General features: G+C 69.3%; 31 protein-coding genes. 3 read left to right on the top strand and 28 right to left on the bottom strand.

The features are described 5' to 3' along the window. Positions 1 to 8: 8 nt before the first annotated feature. The 5 genes from ACWF79_RS04655 to ACWF79_RS04635 all read right to left on the bottom strand — a co-directional run bounded on the left by ACWF79_RS04655 (position 9) and on the right by ACWF79_RS04635 (position 6,324). On the bottom strand, positions 9 to 1,235 hold the full coding sequence (locus tag ACWF79_RS04655) for a L,D-transpeptidase family protein (RefSeq protein WP_453726545.1): 1,227 nt from the start codon (positions 1,233 to 1,235) through the stop codon (positions 9 to 11). 279 nt (positions 1,236 to 1,514) lie between these two features. Beyond that, complete coding sequence (locus ACWF79_RS04650) at positions 1,515 to 2,996, bottom strand: NAD(P)H-hydrate dehydratase (protein WP_453726544.1); 1,482 nt, start codon at positions 2,994 to 2,996, stop codon at positions 1,515 to 1,517. 309 nt (positions 2,997 to 3,305) lie between these two features. Then, complete coding sequence (locus tag ACWF79_RS04645) at positions 3,306 to 3,674, bottom strand: holo-ACP synthase (protein ID WP_361667599.1); 369 nt, start codon at positions 3,672 to 3,674, stop codon at positions 3,306 to 3,308. A 4-nt stretch (positions 3,675 to 3,678) separates the two neighbouring features. Further along, complete coding sequence (gene glmS, locus ACWF79_RS04640; protein ID WP_453726543.1) at positions 3,679 to 5,526, bottom strand: glutamine--fructose-6-phosphate transaminase (isomerizing); 1,848 nt, start codon at positions 5,524 to 5,526, stop codon at positions 3,679 to 3,681. Between the two features lie 39 nt (positions 5,527 to 5,565). Next, positions 5,566 to 6,324, bottom strand: coding sequence for a hypothetical protein (locus ACWF79_RS04635; protein ID WP_453726542.1), 759 nt, complete (start codon positions 6,322 to 6,324; stop codon positions 5,566 to 5,568). Positions 6,325 to 6,510: 186 nt separating this feature from the next. Here ACWF79_RS04635 and coaA point away from each other — a divergent pair, with 186 nt between their 5' ends. Beyond that, on the top strand, positions 6,511 to 7,488 hold the full coding sequence (gene coaA, locus ACWF79_RS04630) for a type I pantothenate kinase (RefSeq protein ID WP_453726541.1): 978 nt from the start codon (positions 6,511 to 6,513) through the stop codon (positions 7,486 to 7,488). 38 nt (positions 7,489 to 7,526) lie between these two features. Then, a complete protein-coding gene (locus ACWF79_RS04625) occupies positions 7,527 to 8,486 on the top strand; it encodes a DUF389 domain-containing protein (RefSeq protein ID WP_453726540.1) in 960 nt (319 codons plus the stop codon). 38 nt (positions 8,487 to 8,524) lie between these two features. On the opposite strand, the gene glmM is transcribed toward ACWF79_RS04625, so the two are convergent. The 4 genes from glmM to ACWF79_RS04605 form a co-directional block, all read right to left on the bottom strand. After that, positions 8,525 to 9,883: a phosphoglucosamine mutase gene (glmM, locus tag ACWF79_RS04620; protein ID WP_453726539.1), complete on the bottom strand. Its 1,359-nt coding sequence runs from the start codon at positions 9,881 to 9,883 to the stop codon at positions 8,525 to 8,527. A 164-nt stretch (positions 9,884 to 10,047) separates the two neighbouring features. After that, positions 10,048 to 10,566 (bottom strand): 30S ribosomal protein S9, encoded by a 519-nt coding sequence (gene rpsI, locus ACWF79_RS04615; protein WP_352188402.1) that lies wholly within the window; start codon positions 10,564 to 10,566, stop codon positions 10,048 to 10,050. A 44-nt stretch (positions 10,567 to 10,610) separates the two neighbouring features. Then, positions 10,611 to 11,054 carry a 50S ribosomal protein L13 gene (gene rplM, locus ACWF79_RS04610; protein ID WP_148005774.1) on the bottom strand — a complete coding sequence of 148 codons (444 nt, stop codon included), beginning with the start codon at positions 11,052 to 11,054 and terminating at the stop codon, positions 10,611 to 10,613. A 277-nt stretch (positions 11,055 to 11,331) separates the two neighbouring features. Beyond that, positions 11,332 to 12,954: an ABC-F family ATP-binding cassette domain-containing protein gene (locus tag ACWF79_RS04605; protein ID WP_453726538.1), complete on the bottom strand. Its 1,623-nt coding sequence runs from the start codon at positions 12,952 to 12,954 to the stop codon at positions 11,332 to 11,334. Positions 12,955 to 13,010: 56 nt separating this feature from the next. Here ACWF79_RS04605 and ACWF79_RS04600 point away from each other — a divergent pair, with 56 nt between their 5' ends. Then, positions 13,011 to 13,970, top strand: coding sequence for a hypothetical protein (locus ACWF79_RS04600; protein WP_453726537.1), 960 nt, complete (start codon positions 13,011 to 13,013; stop codon positions 13,968 to 13,970). On the opposite strand, the gene truA is transcribed toward ACWF79_RS04600, so the two are convergent. From truA to rplX, 19 genes are all read right to left on the bottom strand, one after another. After that, positions 13,941 to 14,798, bottom strand: a complete 858-nt coding sequence (truA, locus tag ACWF79_RS04595) for a tRNA pseudouridine(38-40) synthase TruA (protein ID WP_453726536.1) — start codon at positions 14,796 to 14,798, stop codon at positions 13,941 to 13,943. The two genes, ACWF79_RS04600 and truA, sit on opposite strands and share 30 nt — an antisense overlap. Positions 14,799 to 14,885: 87 nt before the next feature. Further along, the gene (rplQ, locus tag ACWF79_RS04590; RefSeq protein WP_453726535.1) at positions 14,886 to 15,383 is read right to left on the bottom strand and encodes a 50S ribosomal protein L17; all 498 of its coding nucleotides are present in this window, start codon (positions 15,381 to 15,383) and stop codon (positions 14,886 to 14,888) included. A gap of 173 nt (positions 15,384 to 15,556) precedes the next feature. Beyond that, entirely contained in the window at positions 15,557 to 16,579 is a 1,023-nt protein-coding gene (locus ACWF79_RS04585; RefSeq protein ID WP_003966937.1) for a DNA-directed RNA polymerase subunit alpha, read from the bottom strand. A 242-nt stretch (positions 16,580 to 16,821) separates the two neighbouring features. Next, a complete protein-coding gene (rpsK, locus tag ACWF79_RS04580) occupies positions 16,822 to 17,226 on the bottom strand; it encodes a 30S ribosomal protein S11 (RefSeq protein ID WP_003956432.1) in 405 nt (134 codons plus the stop codon). A gap of 66 nt (positions 17,227 to 17,292) precedes the next feature. Further along, the gene (gene rpsM / locus ACWF79_RS04575; RefSeq protein ID WP_005313488.1) at positions 17,293 to 17,673 is read right to left on the bottom strand and encodes a 30S ribosomal protein S13; all 381 of its coding nucleotides are present in this window, start codon (positions 17,671 to 17,673) and stop codon (positions 17,293 to 17,295) included. Between the two features lie 185 nt (positions 17,674 to 17,858). Next, positions 17,859 to 17,972 carry a 50S ribosomal protein L36 gene (gene rpmJ, locus ACWF79_RS04570; protein WP_003956441.1) on the bottom strand — a complete coding sequence of 38 codons (114 nt, stop codon included), beginning with the start codon at positions 17,970 to 17,972 and terminating at the stop codon, positions 17,859 to 17,861. Between the two features lie 62 nt (positions 17,973 to 18,034). Further along, positions 18,035 to 18,256 carry a translation initiation factor IF-1 gene (gene infA / locus ACWF79_RS04565; protein WP_003956442.1) on the bottom strand — a complete coding sequence of 74 codons (222 nt, stop codon included), beginning with the start codon at positions 18,254 to 18,256 and terminating at the stop codon, positions 18,035 to 18,037. A gap of 171 nt (positions 18,257 to 18,427) precedes the next feature. Continuing rightward, the gene (gene map, locus ACWF79_RS04560; RefSeq protein WP_453726534.1) at positions 18,428 to 19,264 is read right to left on the bottom strand and encodes a type I methionyl aminopeptidase; all 837 of its coding nucleotides are present in this window, start codon (positions 19,262 to 19,264) and stop codon (positions 18,428 to 18,430) included. Positions 19,265 to 19,361: 97 nt separating this feature from the next. After that, positions 19,362 to 20,009 (bottom strand): adenylate kinase, encoded by a 648-nt coding sequence (locus ACWF79_RS04555; RefSeq protein ID WP_453726533.1) that lies wholly within the window; start codon positions 20,007 to 20,009, stop codon positions 19,362 to 19,364. Beyond that, a complete protein-coding gene (gene secY / locus ACWF79_RS04550) occupies positions 20,009 to 21,328 on the bottom strand; it encodes a preprotein translocase subunit SecY (protein ID WP_361965461.1) in 1,320 nt (439 codons plus the stop codon). The genes ACWF79_RS04555 and secY overlap by 1 nt, the downstream gene beginning before the upstream one ends. A gap of 381 nt (positions 21,329 to 21,709) precedes the next feature. Further along, positions 21,710 to 22,165 carry a 50S ribosomal protein L15 gene (gene rplO, locus ACWF79_RS04545; protein WP_361445400.1) on the bottom strand — a complete coding sequence of 152 codons (456 nt, stop codon included), beginning with the start codon at positions 22,163 to 22,165 and terminating at the stop codon, positions 21,710 to 21,712. A 1-nt stretch (position 22,166) separates the two neighbouring features. Further along, complete coding sequence (gene rpmD, locus ACWF79_RS04540; RefSeq protein ID WP_005313525.1) at positions 22,167 to 22,349, bottom strand: 50S ribosomal protein L30; 183 nt, start codon at positions 22,347 to 22,349, stop codon at positions 22,167 to 22,169. After that, entirely contained in the window at positions 22,349 to 22,951 is a 603-nt protein-coding gene (gene rpsE / locus ACWF79_RS04535; protein WP_015035588.1) for a 30S ribosomal protein S5, read from the bottom strand. The genes rpmD and rpsE overlap by 1 nt, the downstream gene beginning before the upstream one ends. A 45-nt stretch (positions 22,952 to 22,996) precedes the next feature. Next, positions 22,997 to 23,380: a 50S ribosomal protein L18 gene (rplR, locus tag ACWF79_RS04530; protein ID WP_015035587.1), complete on the bottom strand. Its 384-nt coding sequence runs from the start codon at positions 23,378 to 23,380 to the stop codon at positions 22,997 to 22,999. A gap of 3 nt (positions 23,381 to 23,383) precedes the next feature. Further along, positions 23,384 to 23,923 carry a 50S ribosomal protein L6 gene (gene rplF / locus ACWF79_RS04525; protein WP_356886092.1) on the bottom strand — a complete coding sequence of 180 codons (540 nt, stop codon included), beginning with the start codon at positions 23,921 to 23,923 and terminating at the stop codon, positions 23,384 to 23,386. Between the two features lie 21 nt (positions 23,924 to 23,944). Further along, the gene (rpsH, locus tag ACWF79_RS04520; protein ID WP_030209003.1) at positions 23,945 to 24,343 is read right to left on the bottom strand and encodes a 30S ribosomal protein S8; all 399 of its coding nucleotides are present in this window, start codon (positions 24,341 to 24,343) and stop codon (positions 23,945 to 23,947) included. A gap of 211 nt (positions 24,344 to 24,554) precedes the next feature. Then, positions 24,555 to 24,740: a type Z 30S ribosomal protein S14 gene (locus tag ACWF79_RS04515; RefSeq protein ID WP_003956452.1), complete on the bottom strand. Its 186-nt coding sequence runs from the start codon at positions 24,738 to 24,740 to the stop codon at positions 24,555 to 24,557. Positions 24,741 to 24,745: 5 nt separating this feature from the next. Further along, positions 24,746 to 25,303 carry a 50S ribosomal protein L5 gene (gene rplE, locus ACWF79_RS04510; protein WP_453726532.1) on the bottom strand — a complete coding sequence of 186 codons (558 nt, stop codon included), beginning with the start codon at positions 25,301 to 25,303 and terminating at the stop codon, positions 24,746 to 24,748. Beyond that, a complete protein-coding gene (gene rplX, locus ACWF79_RS04505; RefSeq protein ID WP_015035583.1) occupies positions 25,303 to 25,614 on the bottom strand; it encodes a 50S ribosomal protein L24 in 312 nt (103 codons plus the stop codon). The genes rplE and rplX overlap by 1 nt, the downstream gene beginning before the upstream one ends. Between the last annotated feature and the right edge of the window lie 2 nt (positions 25,615 to 25,616).

Raw genomic sequence — 25,616 nt, 5'->3', positions numbered from 1 at the left:
CTCAGGTGTCAGCGTTCGGGCCGCTTTCCCCAGATGTAGACCCGGTCACCCTTGCGCAACACGTCCCAGAGTCTCTTGGCGTTGGCGTGGCTCAGATTGACGCAGCCGCGGCTGCCGGTGGGCGTGGCGAGCTGACCGTAGACGGCGTGGAAGGCCCGGCCGCCGTCGAAGAACTGGGAGTAGGGCATGGGTGTGTTGTAGAGGGACGACCAGTGGTCCTTGTGGCGCCAGTAGACCTTCTTCCAGCCGGTACGGGTCCGGTACCCGGGCCGCCCACTGCGCACGTTGACCACCCCGAAGACCACCTTGCTCCCCTTCTGCACCCACATGAGCTCACGATCGAGGTCGACGCAGGCGACGGTGTACGACTTGACCGGGCACTTCCCGGCGGCGTTGGGGTTCTTGCGCGCGGCGAGCAACTCGGCACGGGCCCAGGTGACGGGGCCGGCGTAGCCGTTGGCGGGCTTGATCTTCTCCTTGACCTGGAAGGCGCGGATGGCCTTGCAGTCGGCGGTGGACTGCTTCCCGTCGACCTTGAGCTTCAGCAGCTTCTCGACGCGCCGCTGGTGGGGCCCGGCAAGCGCGGTACAGGCAGCACCGATCGCACTCCGCGGCACGTACTCCACCAGCTCGTCGACGTCCCTCTCCGGCTCGGGCACGGGCACCACCACCCCCTCCCCGTCCTGCGGCACGGGCGGCAACACCTGATCGGGCGTATCCATCGGATACTCGGCCACCCCGGCCCCTACGACCCCGGGCACGAGGGGCTCGGCGGAGGGGGGTTCGCTGGGGGCGGGGGCGGGGGTGGGGGTGGTGGGGGTGGGGGGCGCGGGGGCGGTGAGGGTGGAGGGTGCGGGGTCGGTGAGGGTGGAGGGTACGGGGTCGGTGAGGGTGGAGGGTGCGGGGTCGGTGAGGGTGGAGGGTACGGGGTCGGCGCGGGCATCGGGGCCGGGAGCGCGTTCGGCGGGGGCGCGGGGCGCTGGCTCGGCGCGTTCGGCGGTGGGTCCGGCAGGGACGCGTTCGGCGGGGACGGGGCCGCGGGACGCTGGCTCAGCGCGTTCGGCGGGGGCGCGGGCGGGCGGCGCGAGGTCGGCGACACCAGGTCCGGCAGGGGCGCGTTCGGCGGCGGCGGGTCCGGCGGGGGCGGAGGCCGAGGCGGTCGGCGTCAGCGGGAGGGCGGTTGCGGCGACGAGCAGCAACGTCAGGGCACGGGAGGGCGCGGTCCATCTGATCACCCACTCAGCCAACCCACCCGCACCACACCCCGCCCGCCCAATCCCACGCGTGGTCCAACGGGTTCGCCCGACCGGGGGTCGACCGCACGCAGTGCGGCCACAGCCTTGCGGCGCAAGGCGCCGGGCGGACCCGGCAGAGGTGCAGACGCCCGCGCCCACCAGACTGGGCGTCACCGTCGGCGTACGGCGGGAAGACGCAGCGCCCTGGCGGACGGAACCGCTCGCGGCGCGAAGCTGCCGAGCCCCCGGCAGGGTTTCGGGAAGGGGTGGGGTGGGGGCCTACCCGCTCACCACGTCGCGCCACGCCGCCGGCAGCGCCTCCGCCACGTCGCCCGCCGTGATCGGCGCGCCGCCCGACGCCCGCCGGGCCGCCAGGCCGTGGAGGTACGCGGCGGCCGAGGCCGCGTCCCGCGCCCCCAACCCCGCCGCCAGCAGCGAGCCCGCGAGCCCGGACAGCACGTCCCCGCTCCCCGCTGTCGCCAGCCACGACGAGCCCGTCGGATTCACCCGCACCGGCTCCGCCACCGACACCGACCCCGAACCGGACCCCGCACCCGACTCCGGCCCCCAACCCCCCGCCACCAGCGTCGTCGACCCCTTCAACAGCACCGTCACCCCGAAGCGCCCCGCCAACTCCCGTACCGCCGCCAGCCGCTCCGCCTCCACCGACTCCCGCGAGACACCGAGCAGCGCCGCCGCCTCGCCCGCGTGCGGCGTGAGCAGGGTCGGCGCCGTGCGCTCCCGTACCGCCGTCGGGTCCAGGTCCCGCAACCCGTCCGCGTCCACCAGGACCGGTACGTCCGAGGCGAGGACCTCCGCGACGGCCGACCGCTCGTCACCCAGGCCCGGCCCGACCACCCACGCCTGCACCCGCCCCGCCTTCCCCGGCGGCCCCACGTGCACCAGCGTCTCCGGATGGCGCGCGATCACCGCATCCCCCGCCGGCCCCACGTACCGCACCGCCCCCGCCCCGCCCCGCAGCGCGCCCGTCACCGCGAGCACCGCCGCGCCCGGGTAGCGCGCGGAGCCGGCCACGACGCCGACCACGCCCCGCCGGTACTTGTCGCTCTCCGCCCCCGGCACGGGCAACAGCCGCGCCACGTCCTCGTGTTGCAACGCCTCGACGTCCGGCACCGACGGCAGGACCTCGCCGAGACCGATGTCCACGAGCCGCAGCGCCCCCGCGTACTCGCGCGCCGGGTCGATCAACAACCCCGGCTTGTACGCCCCGAAGGTCACCGTCGCGTCCGCCCGCAGCGCCTCCCCCGCGACCCGCCCCGTGTCCGCGTCCACGCCGCTCGGCAGGTCGACGGCGACCACCACCGCGTCCGAGCCGCGCGCCGCCCGCGCGACCGGGACCGCGTCCGGCCGCAAGCCCCCGTGCCCGCCGATGCCGGTGATCCCGTCGAGGACGAGGTCGGCGACGGCGAGCGCCTCGAAGGGGTCGTCCGCCACCCGCCCCCCGGCGCGGAGCAGCGCGGCGAGCCCCCGCTCGTGGGCCCGCTCGCCGAGCAGTACGGCCGTCACCCCCGCCCCGCGCCGCGCGAGCCGCACCCCCGCGTAGAGGGCGTCGCCCCCGTTGTCCCCGCTGCCGACGAGCAGGACGACCCTCGCCCCGTACACATGGCCCCGGCCGAGCAGCGAGAGGCACGCGGCGGCGAGCCCGGCCGCGGCCCGTTGCATGAGCGCCCCCTCGGGCAGCGCTGCCATGAGCTCGGCCTCGGCGGCCCGTACGGTCTCCACGCGGTAAGCGGTACGCATGCCCGCAGTCTGCCGCACGCCCCAAGCCCCCGCCCGTGAAGGAGGCTCGACCGCCGGACGCCCCGTCACCCACGGCTCCGGCGCCGACCCGCACCTCCATGCACCCCGCCCGGCCCCCGTAACGCCCTCCCCGTCACCACCGCGCCCAGGGCCCCCGCCAAGCCCCCGGCCACCACCGCGCCCAGGACCCCCGTCCACGCCCTCCCCGGCCACCACCGGCCCGGACCCCCATCACGCCCTCCCCAGCCACCACCGGCCCAGGCCCCCATCACGCCCCCTCCCCGGCCACCACCGCGCCCAGGGCCCCCGTCACCCCTCCGCGATCACCACCGCCGAAGCCACCCCCGCGTCATGACTCAGCGAGACATGCCAGTGCCGGACGCCCAACTCGGCCGCCCGCGCCGCCACCGTCCCCCGTACCCGCAGCCGCGGCTGGCCGCTCGCCTCGACGTAGACCTCCGCGTCCGTCCAGTGCAGGCCCGCCGGCGCGCCCAGGGCCTTGGCCACCGCCTCCTTCGCGGCGAAACGGACCGCCAGGGACGCCGGGCCGCGCCGCTCGCCGCTCGGGAGCAGCAGCTCGCCCTCGACGAAGAGCCGCTGGAGCAGCCCGGGCGTCCGCTCCACGGAGGCCGCGAAGCGGTCCACCTCGGCCACGTCGATCCCCACCCCGATGATCATTCGCTCACTCCACGGTCACAGATTTCGCCAGGTTCCGCGGCTGGTCCACCTCGTTGCCCCGCGCCGTCGCGAGTTCGCAGGCGAAGACCTGCAGCGGCACGGTGGAGACCAGCGGCTGAAGAAGCGTAGGCGTTGCCGGGATGCGGATCAGGTGATCGGCGTACGGGACGACCGTCTCGTCGCCCTCCTCCGCGATCACGATCGTCCGGGCCCCCCGCGCCCGGATCTCCTGGATGTTGGAGACGATCTTGTCGTGCAGGACCGACCGCCCCCGCGGCGACGGCACGACGACGACCACCGGCAGGTCCTCCTCGATGAGCGCGATCGGCCCGTGCTTCAGCTCGCCCGCCGCGAAGCCCTCGGCGTGCATGTACGCGAGTTCCTTCAGCTTCAGCGCGCCTTCCAGGGCCACGGGGTAGCCGACGTGCCGGCCGAGGAAGAGCACGGTGTCCTTGTCGGCGAGCGAGCGGGCGAGGGCCCGTACCGGCTCCATCGTCTCCAGGACCCGCTCGACCTCGTCGGCGATCCGGGAGAGCTCACGGACGACGGCGTGGATCTCGTCGCCCCACTTCGTCCCCCGCACCTGACCGAGGTACAGCGCCAGCAGGTAGCAGGCCACCAGCTGCGTCAGAAAGGCCTTCGTGGACGCGACCGCGACCTCGGGCCCGGCGTGGGTGTAGAGAACGGCGTCGGACTCCCGCGGAATGGTCGACCCGTTCGTATTGCACACGGCCAGCACCTTCGCGCCCTGCTCGCGCGCGTGCCGCAGCGCCATCAGGGTGTCCATCGTCTCGCCGGACTGGGAGATCGCGATGACGAGGGTCCGCTGCCCGAGGATCGGATCGCGGTACCGGAACTCGCTCGCGAGCTCCACCTCGCACGGGATCCGGGTCCAGTGCTCGATGGCGTACTTCGCGATCATCCCGGCGTGGAAGGCCGTACCGCACGCGATGATCACGATCTTGTCGGCCTCGCGCAGCACCGCGTCGGGGATGCGCACCTCGTCGAGCCGGAGCCGGCCCTCCGCGTCGATGCGGCCGAGCAGCGTGTCGGCGACGGCCTTCGGCTGTTCGGCGATCTCCTTGAGCATGAAGTAGTCGTAGCCGCCCTTCTCGGCGGCCGAGGCGTCCCAGTCCACGTGGTACGCCCGTACGTCGGCGGGGGCGCCGCCGAAGTCGGTGACCTCGACGCCCTCCCGGGACAGCTTCACGACCTGGTCCTGGCCCAGCTCGATGGCGGAACGGGTGTGCGCGATGAAGGCGGCGACATCGGAGGCGAGGAAGAACTCGCCCTCCCCCACGCCCACCACGAGCGGCGAGTTCCGGCGGGCCCCGACGACGACGTCCGGCTCGTCCGCGTGCACGGCGACGAGGGTGAACGCGCCGTCGAGCCGCCGGCAGACCAGCCGCATGGCCTCGGCCAGGTCCCCGCAGGAGGAGAACTCCTCGGCGAGCAGATGCGACACGACCTCGGTGTCCGTCTCGGACGCGAGGTCGTGCCCACGCTCCTCCAACTCGGCTCTGAGAGCGGCGAAGTTCTCGATGATCCCGTTGTGGACGACGGCCACGCGCCCCGCGTTGTCGAGATGCGGGTGCGCGTTGGTGTCGGTCGGCCCGCCGTGGGTGGCCCAGCGGGTGTGTCCGATGCCGGTGGAACCGCTCGACAGCGGCCGGTCCACCAGCTCCTTCTCCAGGTTGACGAGCTTGCCCGCCTTCTTCGCCGCGGCCATTCCCCCGTCGGAGAGCACCGCGACGCCGGCCGAGTCGTAGCCCCGGTACTCGAGCCGCTTGAGGCCCGCGATCACCACATCAAGCGCCGACTGCCCGCCGACGTATCCCACGATTCCGCACATGGCGGCAGCCTACGACCGAAAGCGGGCGGAGGGCCGGACTCAGCCCAGCTTGGCGGCCTGCGCGTCGATGACGGTCTTCGGCAGACCCTCGACCTTGCCCGCGAGGCTGATGACGGAGAACGACGCCAGCGTGTTGCCCTTGGTGAAGGCGACGACCTTGCTGACCCAGGGCTTGCCCTCCATGTCGGCGGTGACGGTGAAGGCGAGCGCCTCCTCACCGGCGGTGACGGTCTCCGGGGCGACCTTGGTGACCTTCGTCGTCTCGCCGCCGACGGTGACCGTGAAGCCACCCGCGCACTCCGTGCCGGCCGTCTTCAGCGAGGCCAGCGCGGCCTGCGCGCCCCCGCCGTCGTACGAGCCGAGCGTGATGCCCGTGACCGGGTTGGCGAGCATGCCGAGCGCATCCTCCGGCGACCCGGTCGCGCCCTTCGCCGTCGGCACCTCGATCGCCTTGCGCAGCACGCTCGCGGCCGGGTCACCCGTCGCGATGTACGACATCGCCTCGGCGAGCGGCTTGCAGCCGGCCTTGTCGGTGGCGATGTCCCCCGACTTCACGATGTCGGCGGCCTTGGCCTTCTGAACCTGGTACCCCTTGAGGTCGGCCTGCTCGACGATCAGCTTCTCCAGCTCCCCCACCGACAGCGCCTTCGCGTCCGGCGTGGCGGAGGCGGACGCGGACCCGGAGGCCGTCGGGGTGCCCTTGTCGTCGCCCTTCCCGCCGCCACCGCAGGCGGTGAGCAGCAGCGCCAGCGAGACGGCGCCGACAGCGACGGTGGCGGTTCCCTTGAACGTACGCATGTTCTTGTGTCCTTCTGATCCGTCGCGCCGCCCTCGGGCGGCACATCCCCCCGCGTGAAGTACACGGCCCACGCGGGCAACTGCGTGCCGATCACCCTAGAGGAGGGCCGGGCAGGACGACCCGGCCCTCCGCCACGTGACCGACCCCACGACCCACAACCGCCCCACAGCCCCGACAATGGCGGGGTGATCACTTCGCCGCCACGAAGCCAGCGTCGGCCTCCCGAGGCCACGCCCTACGTCGACCTCACCCGGGACGAGTGGAGCGCGCTGCGGGACAAGACGCCGTTGCCGCTCACGGCCGAGGAGGTCGAGCGGCTGCGGGGGCTCGGCGACGTCATCGACCTGGACGAGGTCCGGGACGTCTACCTGCCGCTCTCGCGGCTGCTGAACCTGTACGTCCAGGCCACCAGCGGGCTGCGGGGCGCGCTCAACACCTTTCTCGGCGAGCGGGGCGAGCAGCGTGGCACACCCTTCGTCATAGGGGTCGCCGGCTCCGTCGCCGTCGGCAAGTCCACCGTGGCCCGTCTCCTCCAGGCGCTGCTGGCCCGCTGGCCGGAGCACCCGCGTGTGGAGCTGGTCACCACCGACGGCTTCCTCTATCCGATGGAGGAGCTGAAGGCGCGCGGCCTGATGTCGCGGAAGGGTTTCCCGGAGTCGTACGACCGCCGTGCCCTGACCCGGTTCGTCGCCGACATCAAGGCCGGCAAGGACGAGGTCACCGCCCCGGTCTACTCCCACCTCATCTACGACATCGTGCCGGGCGAGCGGCTCGTGGTCCGCCGCCCCGACATCCTGATCGTGGAGGGGCTCAACGTCCTCCAGCCCGCCCTGCCCGGCAAGGACGGCCGGACGCGGGTCGGTCTGGCCGACTACTTCGACTTCTCCGTGTACGTCGACGCCCGGCCCGAGGACATCGAGCGCTGGTATCTGAACCGCTTCCGCCGCCTGCGCGAGACCGCGTTCCAGAACCCGTTCTCGTACTTCCAGAAGTACACCCAGGTCTCCGAGGAGGAGGCCCTGGAGTACGCCCGCACGATGTGGCGGACCATCAACAAGGTGAACCTGCTGGAGAACGTGGCGCCGACGCGCGGCCGGGCCACGCTCGTGGTGCGCAAGGGCCCGGACCACAAGGTGCAGCGACTGTCCCTGCGTAAGCTCTGATCCCCCGGGGCCTCCTGGATCCCCGTTAGGGTGCGGCCATGCTGCATCTGCGGATCATCACCCCGTCCGACCGCACGGACGCCGTGCTCGACCTGATCGACAAAACCGTGGGCACCACGCATGTCGCGGTGCTCAAGGGCGTCGCCCGCGAGCCCGAGGGTGATGTCGTGATGTGCGACGTAGCCCGCGAGGCCGGTGACGAACTCCTGCACGGGCTACGCGAGTTGAGCATCGACAAGGACGGGTCGATCGCCGTCGAGAACATCGACCTGTCGCTCTCCGAGCGCGCCGACGACGCGGAGAAGGAGGCGCCGGGCGAGGCCGCGGACGCGGTGATCTGGGAGCAGTTGGCCGAGGCGACGCACGAGGAGTCCACCCTCACCATCACCTACCTGCTGTTCCTCTCCCTCGCGACGATGATCGCGGCCTGCGGCGTGGTCCTCGACAACGCGATCCTGATCGTGGGCGCGATGGCCGTCGGCCCGGAGTTCGGCCCGCTCGCCGGGATCTGTACGGGACTGGTGCAGCGGCGCCGGAGGCTGGCGCTGCGCTCGCTGATCGCCCTGCTCGTCGGCTTCGTGGCGGCGATCGCTGCGACGACCCTGTTCAGCCTGCTGATGGACGGCATCGGCCAGTTCCACGAGGGGATGCTCAACAACCCCCGCCCGAACACCAGCTTCATCTGGCAGCCGGACCCGTTCTCGTTCGTCGTGGCGCTGCTCGCGGGCGCGGCCGGAGTCCTCTCCCTGACCTCCGCGAAGTCGGGGACGCTCGTCGGCGTGGCGATCTCGGTGACGACGGTCCCGGCGGCGGCGAACGCGGCCGTGGCGCTCAGCTACGGCGAGTTGGACCAGATGTGGGGCTCCACCGAGCAGTTGCTGCTGAACCTGCTCGGGATCATCCTCGCCGGGGTCATCACCCTCATCGGCTGGAAAATGCTGTGGCGCACCCAGGAGGGACGGATGACCCGCCCTCCGGGTACGCCACGACGCAAGTGACCGTCAGACGGTCCAAGCAGACATGAGCCTCGACCCGCCTAGCCGAGCGCGGACTTCACCACGTCGGCCAGGCGGCCGGCCACGGCCCGGGCCTGCTCGATGTCGGCGGCCTCGACCATGACCCGGACGAGCGGCTCGGTGCCCGAGGAGCGGAGCAGTACACGACCGGTGGTGCCCAGCTCGCGCTCGGCGTCGCCGACGGCGGTCGCCAGTTCGGCGGAGGTCGTGACCCGGGACTTGTCGACGTCGGGCACGTTGATGAGGACCTGCGGCAGCCGCTCCATCACACCGGCCAGCTCCGCGAGGGACTTGCCGGTCGCCGCGACACGCGCCGCCAGCATCAGACCGGTGAGGGTGCCGTCGCCGGTGGTGGCGTGGTCGAGCACGATGACGTGCCCGGACTGCTCGCCGCCCAGCGCGAAGCCGTGCTCCTTCATGGACTCCAGGACGTACCGGTCGCCGACCGCCGTCTGCACCAGCCGCAGCCCCTCGCGCTCCATGGCGAGCTTGAAGCCGAGGTTGGACATCACGGTGGCGACAACGGTGTCGCCGCGCAGCGTCCCGGCCTCGCGCATGGCGAGCGCCAGGACCGCGAGGATCTGGTCGCCGTCGACCTCCTCGCCGGACGCGTCCACGGCGAGGCAGCGGTCGGCGTCACCGTCGTGGGCGATGCCGAGGTCGGCGCCGTGCTCGACGACGGCGGCCTTGAGGAGTTCCAGGTGGGTGGAGCCGCAGCCGTCGTTGATGTTGAGGCCGTCGGGGTCCGCACCGATCGTGATCACCTCGGCGCCGGCCCGGGCGAACGCCTCGGGCGAGACGCGGGAGGCCGCGCCGTGCGCCTCGTCCAGGACGACCTTGAGCCCGTCGAGCCGGTTCGGCAGGACGGCGATGAGGTGGGCGACGTACTTGTCGAAGCCCTCGTCGTAGTCACGGACCCGGCCGACGCCGGCGCCGGTCGGCCGCTGCCACGGGGCGCCGGTGCGGTGCTCCTCGTAGACGGACTCGATCCGGTCCTCCAGCTCGTCGGCGAGCTTGTGGCCACCGCGGGCGAAGAACTTGATGCCGTTGTCGGGCATCGCGTTGTGGCTGGCCGAGAGCATGACGCCGAGGTCGGCGCCGAGCGCTCCGGTGAGGTAGGCCACGGCGGGGGTGGGCAGGACGCCGACGCGCAGGACGTCGACACCCGCGCTCGCGAGGCCCGCCACGACGGCGGCCTCCAGGAACTCTCCCGACGCACGGGGGTCACGCCCGACCACCGCGGTCGGCCGATGGCCCTCGAAGGTCCCCGCCTCGGCGAGCACGTGCGCCGCCGCGACCGACAGGCCGAGCGCGAGCTCCGCCGTCAGATCCGCGTTCGCCACACCGCGCACACCATCCGTGCCGAAGAGTCGTCCCACAGCTGTCCTCCGAAACTGCTCCGAAAAGTGCGATCCCCTGAGCGCCTGATGCCCGTTTTCACATCAGAGCTGTCGATAAGGGCTCAGGGGGAGGAAAAGACGTACGCCCCGGCAGCACGGGCAGTGCCGCCGGGGCGTACGTGCAAAGCAGACCGAGCAGGCGATTAGCGCTTGCTGTACTGCGGGGCCTTACGGGCCTTCTTGAGACCGGCCTTCTTGCGCTCGACCGCACGGTCGTCGCGGGAGAGGAAGCCGGCCTTCTTCAGCGGACCGCGGTTGTTCTCCACGTCCGCCTCGTTCAGCGCACGGGCCACACCGAGGCGCAGGGCGCCGGCCTGGCCGGAGACGCCGCCACCCGAGATGCGGGCGATGACGTCGTAGCGGTTGTCGAGCTCGAGCACCTTGAAGGGCTCGTTGACTTCCTGCTGGTGCACCTTGTTGGGGAAGTAGTCCTCAAGGGTGCGACCGTTGATCTTCCACTTGCCGGTGCCCGGAACGATCCGGACGCGGGCGATGGCGTTCTTGCGACGGCCCAGGCCGGCAGCCGGCTGCGGGTCACCGAAGCGCGACGCCAGGGACTCCGAGGTGTACTCACCCTCGACGGGGACCTCGGACTCGAAGGTGGTGACCTCGGCGTAGGTCTCCTCGCCCTCGATGGGGTTCTCAACAGTGGTCTCGGCCACGATTCTCCTCAGATTTCTTTCGTTCTTAGGGGGTGTGGCCGGAACTACTGCGCGACCTGGGTGATCTCGAACGGGACCGGCTGCTGGGCAGCGTGCGGGTGGTTCTCGCCCGCGTAGACCTTCAGCTTCGAGAGCATCTGACGGCCCAGGGTGTTCTTGGGGATCATGCCCTTGATGGCCTTCTCGACGGCCTTCTCGGGGTTCTTGGCCAGCAGCTCGTCGTAACGGACGGAGCGCAGACCACCCGGGAAGCCGGAGTGGCGGTAGGCCAGCTTCTGGGTCTTCTTGTTGCCGGACAGGTGGACCTTGTCAGCGTTGATGATGATGACGAAGTCGCCCATGTCCATGTGGGGGGCGTAGACGGGCTTGTGCTTACCTCGGAGGAGGTTCGCAGCCGTCGTCGCCAGACGGCCCAGGACAATGTCCTGCGCGTCGATGATGTGCCACTGGCGAGTGACATCGCCGGGCTTGGGGCTGTACGTACGCACTTCGTAGCCTTCGCTTCTTCAGTGGATGGAGTCCAGACACACCTGAAGCGATCATGCAGCTGGGGCCTGCACTGCCGGGTCACCGCCCGTATGCGAGCCACTGGTAACTGCTCCAGGGAACCTGCGTAAGGGCCCTTCGCGTGAGAACGACGAAGCCAATACGCATAACAAACGGCAACAGTACCCGCGCCACCCCGGACGGGTCAAAACGCGCCGACCCAGCGCGCCCGCTCCACCCACCACTCGTCCCGGACGGGCTCCGTCGACCCCGCTCTCGCTACCGCGCCCGCTCCACCCGTCGCTCGTCCCACACGGGCTCCGTCGTCTCCCGTACGACCCCGTCCGAGCCGAAGACCAGGAACCGGTCGAAGGTCTTCGCGAACCACCGGTCGTGCGTGACGGCCAGCACCGTGCCCTCGTACGACTCCAGGCCGTCCTGCAGGGCCTCCGCGGACTCCAGGTCCAGGTTGTCGGTCGGCTCGTCGAGGAGCAGCGCCGTCGTCCCCGACAGCTCAAGCAGCAGGATCTGGAACCGCGCCTGCTGCCCGCCCGACAGCTTCTCGAACGCCTGGTCCCCCTGCCCCTCCAGCTCGTACCGCCGCAGGACCGACATCGCCCCGCCCCGGTCCTTGGCGTGCTCCGACCAGAGGATGTCCACCAGGGAGCGCCCCTGGAGCTCCGGGTGCGCGTGGGTCTGCGCGAAGTGACCGGCGACGACCCGCGCGCCCAGCTTCCACTCGCCCGTGTGCGCCACCGACGGATCCCCGGCGAGCAGCCGCAGGAAGTGCGACTTGCCCGACCCGTTCGAGCCGAGAACGGCGACCCGCTCCCCGTAGAAGATCTCCAGGGAGAACGGCTTCATCAGGCCGGTCAGCTCAAGGTTCTCGCAGGTCACGGCACGCACTCCGGTGCGCCCGCCGCGCAGCCGCATCCTGATGTCCTGCTCGCGCGGCGGCTCCGGCGGCGGGCCGGCCTCCTCGAACTTCTTCAGCCGGGTCTGCGCCGCCGCGTACCGGGACGCCATCTCGTGGCTGACCGCCGCAGCCTGCCGCAGGTTGACCACCAGCTTCTTCAGCTGGGCGTGCTTCTCCTCCCAGCGCCGCTTCAGCTCCTCGAAGCGGGCGAACCGCTCCCGCCGTGCGTCGTGGAAGGTCTCGAAGCCGCCGCCGTGCACCCAGACGTCCGACCCGGCCGGGCCCGGCTCGACCGCGATGATCTTCTGCGCGGCCCGGGCGAGCAGCTCCCGGTCGTGGGAGATGAAGAGCACGGTCTTACGGGTCTCCCGCAGCCGCTCCTCCAGCCACCGCTTGCCGGGGACGTCGAGATAGTTGTCCGGCTCGTCGAGGAGCAGCACCTCGTCCGTGCCGCGCAGCAGCGACTCCAGGACAAGCCGCTTCTGCTCGCCGCCGCTGAGCGTGCGGACCTCACGGAACTGCGCCTTCTCGTACGGGACGCCCAGCGCGGCCGTCGTGCACATGTCCCAGACGGTCTCGGCCTCGTACCCCTGGACCTCGGCCCAGTCGCTGAGCGCCTGCGCGTACGCCATCTGCGCGGCCTCGTCGTCGACCGTCATGATCAGGTGCTCGGCCGCGTCGACCGCCTTCGCGGCCTCCCGGATGCGCGGCTGGGCGACCGAGACGAGCAGGTCACGGACCGTACGGTCGTCCCGGACCGAACCGACGAACTGGGGCATCACGCCGAGCCCGCCGCTTACGGTGACGGAGCCGCCGTGCGGCTGCAGCTCGCCGGAGATCATCCGGAGCAGCGTGGTCTTCCCGGCGCCGTTGGCCCCGACCAGGGCGACGACCGCGCCCTCCCCGACCCGGAAGGAGGCGTCCGCGAGCAGGACCCTCCCGTCGGGAAGGTAGTACTCCAGATGCGCGGCCTCGACATGTCCCATGAGGTGCATTGTCGCCGCCCGCACCGCATGGTCCCAACCGGTTTAGGATGCGCGGCATGAGCTTTGGGGGACCGCAGTGGCCACAGGAGCCGCAGCAGCCGGGACAGCAGCAGTACGGCCAGGGGCAGGGGTACGGACAGGGGTACGGGCAACAGAGCCAGCCGCAGGGCCCGCCGTACGGGCAGCAGCCCGGCCCCTTCCCCGGGGCGACGGCGGACGGGACACCCGACTGGGGCGCCCTCGCCGACGCCTCCGCCGCGGGCCGACGCCGTAAGCGCTGGCTCCTGATCGGCGGTGGCGTGGTCGCGGCCCTCGCCGTCGGAGCGGTCGTCGCCACCGCGATCGTGAAGAGCAACCAGTCCACCACCACGGGCAAGAACGGCACGGTCACCCCCACCGGCTCCGCGGCCCCCACCGACGCCCCCACCCCGGGCCCGTCGTTCTCCTCCGTCGCGCCGCCGCCCCCGCCCAACCCCAAGGACTTCATCTCGGACGAGAAGAAGGACAAGGCGCCGCTGAGCCCCGAGGGGCTCTTCCCGGGCAAGAAGCTGACGATGAACGGCCGCGCCTACACCAAGGGCGCCACGTCCTCCACGACGAACTGCGCGAGCGTCGCGCAGGACGGACTCGGCGCGGTCCTGACGAAGAACGGCTGCGACCGCGTGATCCGCGCCACGTACGTGAAGGACGGGGTCGCCCTGACCGTCGGCGTGGCCGTGTTCCCGAACGAGGCGGCGGCGCTGAAGGCGAAGAACCAGGCCACCGGCGGCATCGCCCCGCTCGCCGGCTCGGGCGTGAAGGACTTCTGCCGCGCCACGGTCTGCCTGCGCCGGGCGAACTCGATCGGCCGGTACGCGTACTTCACCCAGTCCGGGTTCATCAACGGCAAGAAGGTGACGACGTCCGACAAGGCCGTCTTCCAGGCCAGTGACGACCTGGGCACCTTCGCCTTCAACCAGATCTACGCCCGCGGCAAGTCCCAGGCCTCAGCAGCAGCCGGCGCTCCCGGGCAGTGACCGCTTGTTCCTGGCCTCCCGGTTCCGGGCGGCCAGGAGCTCGTCGGCCGGGTAGCCGACCTCTTCGAGGGTCAGGCCGTGCGGGCGTACGACGTGCACCGCCGAGTCCCGTACGCCCGCCGCCAGGACCTTCGCGGGCCAGTCCACCGGGCGGTGGCCGTCGCCGACGAAGAGCAGCGCGCCGACCAGCGAGCGGACCATGTTGTGGCAGAAGGCGTCGGCCTTCACGGTCGCTTCGAGGACGCCGCCGGGCCGCCGCTCCCAGCGCAGCTCCTGGAGCGTACGGATGGTCGTGGCGCCGTCGCGCTTCTTGCAGTACGCGGCGAAGTCGTGCTCGCCCACGAGCCGCTCGGCGGCCGCGTTCATGGCGTCCATGTCGAGCGCCCAGTCGTGCCAGAGGACGTGGCCGCGCAGCAGCGGGTCGACCCCGCCGGGGTTGTCGGTGACGCGGTAGGCGTAGCGGCGCCAGATGGCCGAGAAACGCGCGTTGAAGCCGCTGGGGGCCTCGGTGAGCCGCCAGATGCGCACGTCGTGCGCGAGCCGCCCGGCGAGCCTCCGCAGCAGCTTGTCCTGGTGCTCGGCCCACAGCTCCACGGGCAGGTCGACGTGCGCGACCTGGCCACGGGCGTGCACACCGGCGTCCGTGCGTCCGGCGACGGTCAGCTCGTACGTCTCCTTGGAGCGCGTCACCGTCTTCAGGGCGTCCTCGATGTCGCCCTGCACGGTCCGCTGCCCGCGGGCCTGCTTGGCCCACCCGGAGAAGTCCTTGCCGTCGTAGGAAAGGTCGAGCCGGATCCGTACGAACCCGGGCTGCACGTCGTCACTCACGCGATAAATCCTCTCAAGCCTCGCAGGACACGGGAACGGGCCCGCACCCCTGAGGGTGCGGGCCCGCCCACGAGATCGTCAGAACGCTTACGCGTCCTTCGACTCCTCGGCCGGCGCCTCAGCGGCGTCGTCGGCCTTGGTGTCCTCGACCTTGGCGGCCTCGTCGGCCTCCTTGACGGCGCGCTTGGTGGCGGCCTCGGCCTCGGCGACGGTCGCCTTCTTGGCGATCTCGCCCTCGACCAGCTCGATCACAGCCATCGGGGCGTTGTCGCCACGACGGTTGCCGATCTTGGTGATACGGGTGTAGCCACCCGGGCGCTCGGAGTAGCGCGGGGCGATCTCGGTGAAGAGCGTGTGGACGACGCCCTTGTCCGTGATCGTCTGCAGCACCAGGCGACGGTTGTGGATGTCGCCCTTCTTCGCCTTGGTGATCAGGCGCTCGGCGACCGGACGCAGGCGGCGGGCCTTGGCCTCGGTCGTGGTGATGCGGCCGTGCTCGAAGAGGGACTTCGCCAGGTTGGCGAGCAGCAGACGCTCGTGAGCGGCACTGCCACCGAGGCGGGCACCCTTGGCGGGACGCGGCATGGTGTTTCTCCTTGTGATCTGCACCGGCCGTATGAGGTACCGATGTCAGTGTCCGAGCAGGCGGTTACCTGTCGGAGATCCAGGCCCCCGAAGGGGCCTGGAAGGGGCGCGGGGAACTGCGCGACAAGCCACAGCGCACCCGCACCCGAGTACGGACCGTGAGGCCCGAGCTCCTAGTACTGCTCGGTCTCGACGAACCCGGCGTCCGCGTCGTCGTCGGCGCCGAAGGCGTCGGCGGCGGCGGTCGGGTCGAATCCGGGCGGGCTGTCCTTCAGGGCCAGGCCCATGCCGGCCAGCTTCGCCTTGACCTCGTCGATCGACTTCGCACCGAAGTTGCGGATGTCGAGCAGGTCGGCCTCGGAGCGCGCCACGAGCTCACCCACGGAGTGGATGCCCTCACGCTTGAGGCAGTTGTACGAACGAACGGTGAGCTCGAGCTCCTCGATCGGCAGCGCCAGGTCGGCGGCGAGGGCGGCGTCCGTCGGGGACGGACCCATGTCGATGCCCTCGGCGTCGATGTTGAGCTCGCGCGCCAGACCGAACAGCTCGACCAGCGTCTTACCGGCGGACGCCATGGCGTCGCGCGGCCGCATGGCCTGCTTGGTCTCGACGTCGACGATCAGCTTGTCGAAGTCGGTGCGCTGCTCGACACGGGTCGCCTCGACCTTGTACGTGACCTTGAGCACCGGGGAGTAGATGGAGTCGACCGGGATACGGCCGATCTCCTGGCCCACCTGCTTGTTCTGCACGGCGGAGACGTAGCCGCGACCGCGCTCGACGGTCAGCTCCATCTCCAGCTTGCCCTTGCCGTTCAGCGTGGCGAGCACCAGGTCGGGGTTGTGCACCTCGACACCGGCCGGCGGGGCGATGTCAGCAGCGGTGACCAGGCCGGGGCCCTGCTTGCGCAGGTACATCACGACCGGCTCGTCGTGCTCCGAGGAGACGACCAGCTGCTTGATGTTCAGGATGAGGTCGGTGACGTCCTCCTTGACGCCCGGCACGGTGGTGAACTCGTGCAGGACACCGTCGATACGGATGGACGTGACCGCCGCACCCGGGATCGAGGAGAGGAGCGTACGGCGGAGGCTGTTGCCGAGCGTGTAGCCGAAGCCCGGCTCCAGGGGCTCGATGACGAACCGCGAGCGGAATTCGTCGACGACCTCTTCGGTCAGCGAGGGACGCTGAGCGATCAGCATGGTGTGAATCCTTCGGTTGTGGACGCCCACTATTTGACGTCCGACAGAGGTACTACCAAGGGTACGGGCGGCACGCCTCCGAAGAGCCGTACCGCCCATCCCTCAAAACAACCGTTGCCGGTCGTACGTCAGACGCAGAGCGTCAGACGCGACGACGCTTCGGCGGACGGCAGCCGTGCTGCGAATTCCCGGGGGACGAACCCCGGACCCCCAGCAGACACCGCCCGTGCCCGAGGCGTGCGTCAGACGCGACGACGCTTCGGCGGACGGCAGCCGTTGTGCGGCGTGGGGGTGACGTCCTGGATCGAGCCGACCTCGAGGCCGGTGGCCTGGAGGGAGCGGATCGCGGTCTCACGGCCGGAGCCGGGACCCTTGACGAAGACGTCGACCTTGCGCATGCCGTGCTCCTGCGCGCGGCGAGCGGCCGACTCGGCGGCCATCTGCGCGGCGAACGGGGTGGACTTGCGCGAGCCCTTGAAGCCGACGTGGCCGGCGGAGGCCCAGGAGATCACGTTGCCCGAGGGGTCCGTGATCGAGACGATCGTGTTGTTGAACGTGCTCTTGATGTGCGCGTGGCCGTGAGCGACGTTCTTCTTTTCCTTGCGGCGCACCTTCTTGGCAGCGCCCTGACGACCCTTGGGGGGCATCTATAACTCCTACGGGAGGTGGTCGGTCCTACAGCGAAGACCGCTTGGTCAAGCGTCCGCTGAGGACTACTTCTTGCCCGGCTTCTTCTTACCGGCGATGGCGCGACGCGGGCCCTTGCGGGTACGGGCGTTCGTGCTGGTGCGCTGTCCGTGCACGGGCAGGCCACGGCGGTGGCGGATGCCCTGGTAGCACTGGATCTCGATCTTGCGGCGGATGTCGCCCTGGATCTCGCGGCGGAGGTCGCCCTCGGTCTGGAGGTTGGCGTCCACGTACTCGCGGATCTTGACCAGGTCCTCTTCGGCCAGGTCACGAACGCGGGTGTTCGGGTTCACGCCGGTCGAGGCGAGGATCTCCTTGGACCGGGTACGCCCGATACCGAAGACGTAGGTGAGTGCGATCTCCACGCGCTTTTCGCGCGGGATGTCAACACCGGAAACGCGTGCCATTCAATGGCTCCTGTGTGTTCGGGGGTCTGCCACAGAGCCGCTCCCCGTTCGCCGTATGAGGTACGAATGAGGTCCCCGGCCCCCGCCGGAGGTGCCGCCGACCCTTGCGGGCTGGGCGGGCTCTGCGTATGTACGTATTGCTTGCGTCGCGCGAAGAACTGCGGGTGCAGGTCGGTCGGCGTGCGTCAGCCCTGGCGCTGCTTGTGGCGCAGGTTGTCGCAGATGACCATGACCCGGCCGTGACGGCGGATCACCTTGCACTTGTCGCAGATCTTCTTGACGCTCGGCTTGACCTTCATGGGATGTGAGGTTCTCCGGGTCAGTGCCACCACCCGCGGCGGAGCCGGGGTGCGGGCAAGATCTACTTGTACCGGTAGACGATCCGGCCACGCGTCAGGTCGTACGGAGAGAGCTCCACGACGACCCGGTCGTCCGGAAGGATTCGGATGTAGTGCATCCGCATCTTGCCGGAGATGTGCGCGAGGACCTTGTGACCGTTCTGGAGCTCCACCTTGAACATGGCGTTCGGGAGGGACTCGATCACGGTGCCCTCGATTTCGATGGCACCTTGCTTCTTGGCCACGCTTCGCCTTTCGAATCGGCTACCTTGATCGACTCTCGCTCCGTGTGCGGGCACACGGGTACACGAGAGCCGACGCATCAGTCTACGTCAGGCCCTCGGAAAAGACGAATCCGGAAAGTTTGCCCACCCGGAAAGATCCTTACGCAAGGAGCCACGCCGCAGATACAAGCTCTAGGCCAGGGGGTCCGGCGCCGCCACGACGCCCAGCTCCGCCAGCTTCGCCTTGCCGCCGTCGACGGCCGTCAGGACCAGGGGGCCCTCCTCCGTCAGGGCGACCGAGTGCTCCCAGTGGGAGGACCAGGTGCCGTCCGTGGAGACGACCGTCCACTCGTCGGCGAGGACCTCCGTGTGCGGGGTGCCGAGGGAGACCATCGGCTCGATCGCCAGGCAGAAGCCGGGCACCAGCTTCGGGCCCTTGCCGCGCTTGCGGGAGACGTAGTTCAGCAGGTGCGGGTCCATGTGCATCTCGGTGCCGATGCCGTGGCCGCCGTAGTCCTCGACGATGCCGTACTTGCCGCCGCCCGGCTTCGGCTGGCGGCGGATGTAGGTCTCGATCGCCCGCGAGATGTCGACCAGCCGGTTGCCGTTCTTCATCGCGGCGATGCCGGCCCACATCGACTCCTCGGTCACCCGGGAGAGCTCGATCAGCTCCGGCGCGTGGCCCGTGCCGACGAACGCCGTGTACGCGGCGTCGCCGTGCCAGCCGTCGACGATCGCGCCGGCGTCGATGGAGATGATGTCGCCGTCCTTCAGGACGGTCTTCTCGTCGGGGATGCCGTGGACGACGACCTCGTTCACCGAGGTGCAGATCGTCGCGGGGAAGCCGCCGTACCCGAGGAAGTTCGACTTCGCGCCGTGGTCCGCGATCACCTTGCGCGCGACCTCGTCCAGGTCCTTCGTCGTGGCGCCCGGCACGGCCGCCTCGCGCGTGGCCGCGTGGATGGCGGCGACGACCAGCCCCGCCTCGCGCATCTTCGCGATCTGCTCGGGGGTCTTGATCTGCACCATCGTGACGGGGGCCTTCCTTACGGCGAACACAGGACAGAACAACGATACGGCCGCGGCGCCCCCAGGGGCACCGCGGCCGTATCGAACGAACCAGGGGTTACTTCTTGAGCGCGGCCATCGCCTTCGCGGTGACCTCGTCCACCTTGCCGAGCGCGGAGATCGTCACGACCAGGTTCTGCGCCCGGTAGTAGTCGATGATCGGCTCGGTCTGCGTGTGGTAGACCTCCAGGCGCCGGCGGACGGTCTCCTCGGAGTCGTCGTCGCGCTGGAAGAGCTCGCCGCCGCAGACGTCACAGACGCCCTCGGTCTTCGGAGCGTTGTACGTCACGTGGAAGACGTGCGCGCTGTCGTTGCGGCAGATGCGGCGACCCGCGATCCGCTTCACGACCTCGTCCTCGGGGACCTCCAGGTCCAGGACCGCGTCCAGCTGCATGTCCTCGGCCTTGAGGACCACATCCAGCGCCTCGGCCTGGGCCACGTTCCGCGGGAAACCGTCGAGCAGGAAGCCGTTGGCGGCGTCGGCCTGCTCCATGCGGTCCTTGGCCATCCCGATGGTGACCTCGTCGGGCACGAGGTCACCGGCGTCCATGAACGCCTTGGCCTTCATGCCCAGCTCCGTGCCCTGCGAGATGTTGGCACGGAACAGGTCACCCGTGGAGATGTGCGGAATGTCCAGGTTCTTGGCAAGGAACGCAGCCTGCGTACCCTTGCCGGCCCCGGGCGGTCCGACGAGGACGATTCGCATCAGCGGAGGAACCCTTCGTAATTGCGCTGCTGGAGCTGGCTCTCGATCTGCTTCACGGTCTCCAGCCCCACACCCACGATGATGAGGATGCTCGTCCCACCGAAGGGGAAGTTGGCATTGGCACCGCCGAAGCCTGCCAACGCCATCGTCGGCACAAGAGCGATCAGACCCAGATACAGCGAGCCCGGCCAAGTGATCCTGTTGAGCACGTAGCTCAGGTACTCGGCAGTAGGTCGACCAGCCCGGATACCCGGGATGAAGCCACCATACTTCTTCATGTTGTCCGCGACTTCCTCGGGGTTGAACGAGATCGCCACATAGAAGAAGGCGAAGAACACGATCAGGAGGAAGTACGTAGCGATGTAGTAGGGGTGGTCACCCTTGACGAAGTGGGCTTCGATCCAGGTTTTCCACCCTGCGGTGGAGTTCGAGAACTGGGCGATCAAGGCCGGGATGTAGAGCAGCGACGAGGCGAAGATGACAGGAATCACACCTGCCTGGTTCACCTTGAGAGGGATATAAGTGGACGTTCCGCCGTAGGACCTGCGGCCGATCATCCGCTTCGCGTACTGCACGGGGATGCGGCGCTGAGCCTGCTCGACGAAGACGACGAGACCGACCATCGCGAATCCGACGAGGATCACGGTGCCGAACTCGATCCAGCCGTCGGCCAGGTCACCCTCGACCTTGATCTTCCACAGCGCGCCCGGGAAGCCGGCGGCGATCGAGATGAACATCAGGATCGACATGCCGTTGCCGATGCCGCGGTCGGTGATGAGCTCGCCGAGCCACATGACGACGGCCGTACCGGCGGTCATCGTGATGACCATGGTGGCGATGGTGAAGATCGACGGGTCCGGAACGACCTGGTTGGCCACCGTGCAGCCGCTGAACAGCGCACCGCTCTTGGCCGTGGCGACCAGGCCGGTGCCCTGGAGGACAGCGAGGGCGATCGTCAGATAACGCGTGTACTGCGTGATCTTGGCGGTGCCGGACTGTCCCTCCTTCTTGAGGGCCTCGAGGCGGGGGATCACCACGGTCAGCAGCTGCAGGATGATGCTCGCCGTGATGTACGGCATGATGCCGAGCGCGAAGATGGTGATCTGCAGCAGCGCCCCGCCGGAGAACATGTTCACCAGGCCGAACAGGGAGTTGTTGCCCTGGCTCGCCTGGTCCACACACTGCTGGACGGCCTGGTAACTGACACCGGGGACGGGGATGTGTGCCCCGAGCCGGTACAGCACGATGATGCCGAGTGTGAAGAGCAGCTTCTTGCGCAGGTCGGGCGTCTTGAACGCCCGGGCGAACGCGGTGAGCACGGTGCCTCCTGCGACCCCCGCGTTACGCGCGTGAGGGTGACGGTTTGAATGTGAGCGATTACAGAACACGGCAGCCGCACGCCAGAAGCGCAGACTGCCGGGGAAGCTAACAGCCGCTACCATACCCGGCCGTACAGCCAGCGGGAAACGTCTCCGAGGCCCGTCGGCGCCGTACTGACCGCCTCCGCCCCTCGTGGGAGTCCCGCACAGGCGTGGACGTGCCCTCAGAGGGCCCGACGGCTCGATCGGGTGCACGAGTGGCGGCACCCGGACGGGCGACCCCTCGAACGGCAACTGCGCAGGTCAACGCCGACCGCACGCAAAAAGCCTGGCCGGCTCCCCGAGGGGAACCGGCCAGGCTCAGTGCTGTCAGGCCGAGACTCAGACGAGCTCGGTGACGGTGCCGCCGGCAGCGGCGATCTTCTCCTTGGCGGAGCCGGAGACGGCGTCAACCGTCACCTGCAGCGCCACGGAGACCTCGCCGGCGCCCAGCACCTTGACGAGCTGGTTCTTACGAACCGCACCCTTGGCGACCAGATCGGCCACCGTGACCTCGCCACCCTGCGGGTAGAGCGCGGCCAGCTTGTCCAGGTTCACGACCTGGTACTCGGTGCGGAACGGGTTCTTGAAGCCCTTGAGCTTCGGGAGACGCATGTGGAGGGGCATCTGCCCACCCTCGAAGCGCTCCGGAACCTGGTAACGGGCCTTGGTGCCCTTCGTACCACGACCGGCCGTCTTACCCTTCGACGCCTCACCACGACCCACACGGGTCTTGGCGGTCTTGGCGCCCGGGGCGGGACGGAGGTTGTGGACCTTCAGCGGGTTGTTCTCCGCCATGTCAGTCGACCTCCTCGACCGTCACGAGGTGGCGGACGGTGTGCACCATTCCGCGGAACTCGGGGCGGTCCTCCTTGACGACCACGTCGTTCAGGCGCTTGAGCCCGAGCGAACGCAGAGTGTCGCGGTGGTTCTGCTTGCTGCCGATGTACGACTTCGTCTGCGTGATCTTGAGGCGAGCCATTACGCACCCGCTCCCGCACGCGCACGAAGCAGAGCCGCGGGGGCGACGTCCTCGAGCGGCAGACCACGGCGAGCCGCGATCTCCTCGGGACGCTGCAGGCCCTTCAGGGCCTCCACGGTCGCGTGCACGATGTTGATCGCGTTGTCGGAGCCGAGCGACTTCGACAGGATGTCGTGAACGCCGGCGCACTCGAGCACGGCACGCACCGGGCCACCGGCGATAACACCGGTACCGGGGGAAGCCGGCTTGAGCAGGACGACGCCCGCGGCCTTCTCACCCTGGATCGGGTGCGGGATGGTGCCCTGGATGCGGGGAACCTTGAAGAAGTTCTTCTTGGCTTCCTCGACACCCTTGGCGATGGCCGCGGGAACTTCCTTGGCCTTGCCGTAACCGACACCTACGGTGCCGTCACCGTCGCCCACCACGACCAGCGCGGTGAAGCTGAAGCGACGACCACCCTTGACAACCTTGGCGACGCGGTTGATCGCGACAACGCGCTCAACGTACGCGGTCTTCTCGGCGGCAGCGCCACCGTCGCGGCCCTTCCGGTCCCGCCGCTCGCCGCCACCGGCACCGCTTCCGCGGCGCTGGGGTCCAGCCATTGGATTACCTCTCTCTGTTACGTCCGTTAGTCCCGGAACCGGGGCTTAGAACTTCAGCCCGGCTTCGCGGGCGGCGTCAGCCAGAGCGGCAATGCGCCCGGCGTACCTGTTGCCACCACGGTCGAACACGACAGCCTCGACGCCGGCGGCCTTGGCGCGCTCGGCAACGAGAGCGCCGACCTGCTTGGCCTGCGCGGACTTGTCACCCTCGCCGCCACGGATCGACGCGTCCAGGTTCGACGCGGACGCAAGGGTGTGACCCTTGAGGTCGTCGATGACCTGAGCGGTGATACCGCGGTTGGAACGCGTCACGACGAGGCGCGGACGCTCCGCCGTACCCGACACGTTCTTGCGGATGCGGATGTGGCGGCGCGCCTTGGCGGCACGCTTGTAAGCGTCGCCCTTGGCGATCTTCACACCGTATGCCATGGCTTACTTACCAGCCTTTCCGACCTTGCGGCGGATGACCTCGCCGGCGTACTTGACGCCCTTGGCCTTGTACGGGTCGGGCTTCCGCAGCTTGCGGATGTTCGCCGCGACCTCGCCGACCTTCTGCTTGTCGATGCCCTCGACCGAGAACTTGGTCGGCGACTCGACCTTGAACGAGATGCCCTCGGGCGCCTCGATCAGGATCGGGTGGCTGTAACCGAGCTGGAACTCCAGGTTGGAGCCCTTCGCGGCCACGCGGTAACCGACACCGCTGATCTCGAGCGCCTTCACGTAACCCTGGGTCACACCGGTGATCATGTTGGCCACCAGCGTGCGGGACAGGCCGTGAAGGGCCTTGTTCTGACGCTCGTCGTTGGGGCGGGTGACGTTGAGAACGCCGTCCTCACCCTTCACGATCTCGATCGGCGCGGCGACGGTGTGGCTCAGGGTGCCCTTGGAACCCTTCACCGTGACCGTGCGGCCATCGATGGTGACGTCCACGCCGGCGGGAACCTGGATAGGCAGCTTGCCAATACGCGACATTAGCTATTCCTCCGTTCCCGACTACCAGACGTAGGCGAGGACTTCCCCACCTACGCCCTTCTTGCCTGCCTGCTGGCCGGTCAGGAGACCGTGGGACGTGGAGATGATCGCCACGCCCAGGCCGCCGAGGACCTTCGGCAGGTTGGTGGACTTCGCGTAAACCCGGAGGCCCGGCTTCGAGATCCGCTTGATGCCCGCGATGGAGCGCTCACGGTTCGGACCGAACTTGAGCTCGAGGACGAGGTTCTTGCCGACCTCGGCGTCCTCGACCTTCCAGCCCGTGATGAAGCCCTCCTGCTGGAGGATTTCCGCGATGTGAGACTTGATCTTGCTGTGCGGCATCGTCACGGTGTCGTGGTACGCCGAGTTCGCGTTACGCAGACGCGTGAGCATGTCTGCGATCGGATCAGTCATGGTCATGAATTGGCCTTCGGCCTCTCTCGCCGGGGTTTCCTGTATGCGCCATCCCTCTCCCCACACAGGGGCGGGACGGGTGCGGCGCGGGGACCTACGGCGTAGTAAGTCGTACGGGCGGCGGACGCCCAACCCTCCTAGCCTAAGCCATGGAGGGGTGGGCCTCCGCCAACCCTTTGCTTACCGAGAGACTCCGGTCATCCCTGAAAAGCAGGGACTACCAGGAGCTCTTGGTCACGCCCGGCAGCTCGCCACGGTGAGCCATCTCACGAAGGCAGACGCGGCACAGGCCGAACTTGCGGTACACGGAGTGAGGGCGACCGCAGCGCTGGCAGCGGGTGTACGCACGCACACCGAACTTGGGCTTGCGGGCAGCCTTCGCGATGAGAGCCTTCTTCGCCATCTCGCTTACGCCTCCTTGAACGGGAAGCCGAGGTGACGCAGAAGGGCACGGCCCTCGTCGTCGTTGGTCGCCGTGGTGACCACGGTGATGTCCATACCCCGGACACGGTCGATCTTGTCCTGGTCGATCTCGTGGAACATGACCTGCTCCGTGAGACCGAAGGTGTAGTTGCCACGCCCGTCGAACTGCTTGGGGGACAGACCACGGAAGTCGCGGATGCGCGGAAGCGCGAGCGACAGGGTGCGGTCCAGGAACTCCCACATGCGGTCGCCACGGAGGGTGACGTGCGCACCGATCGGCTGACCCTCACGCAGCTTGAACTGCGCGATGGACTTGCGAGCCTTGGTGACAGCCGGCTTCTGACCGGTGATCGTGGTGAGGTCGCGGATGGCGCCCTCGATCAGCTTGGAGTCGCGGGCGGCGTCGCCCACACCCATGTTGACCACGACCTTGACGAGGCCGGGGATCTGCATGACGTTCTCGTACGAGAACTCCTCACGCAGCTTGCCCGCGATCTCCTCGCGGTACTTCGTCTTGAGACGCGGAGTGGTGGTGGTAGCCATCAGATGTCCTCACCCGTCCGCTTGGCAACGCGGATCTTGTTGCCCTCGTCGTCGAAGCGGTAACCGACGCGCGTGACGACCTTCTTGCCGTCCTTCTCAACGACCAGCTGGACGTTGGAGACGTGGACCGGCGCCTCGGTCGTGACGATGCCACCGGCCTGCGAGGGGCCGGCCTTGGTGTGCTTCTTGACCCGGTTGACACCCTCGACGAGGACGCGGTTCTCGCGGGGGAAGGCCGTGATGACCTTGCCCTGCTTGCCCTTGTCCTTACCGGTGATGACCTGGACCAGGTCGCCCTTCTTGATCTTCATGC

The sequence above is a fragment of the Streptomyces sp. NPDC054975 genome (assembly GCF_053609105.1).
This window is presented reverse-complemented; position numbering and strand designations above follow the sequence as displayed.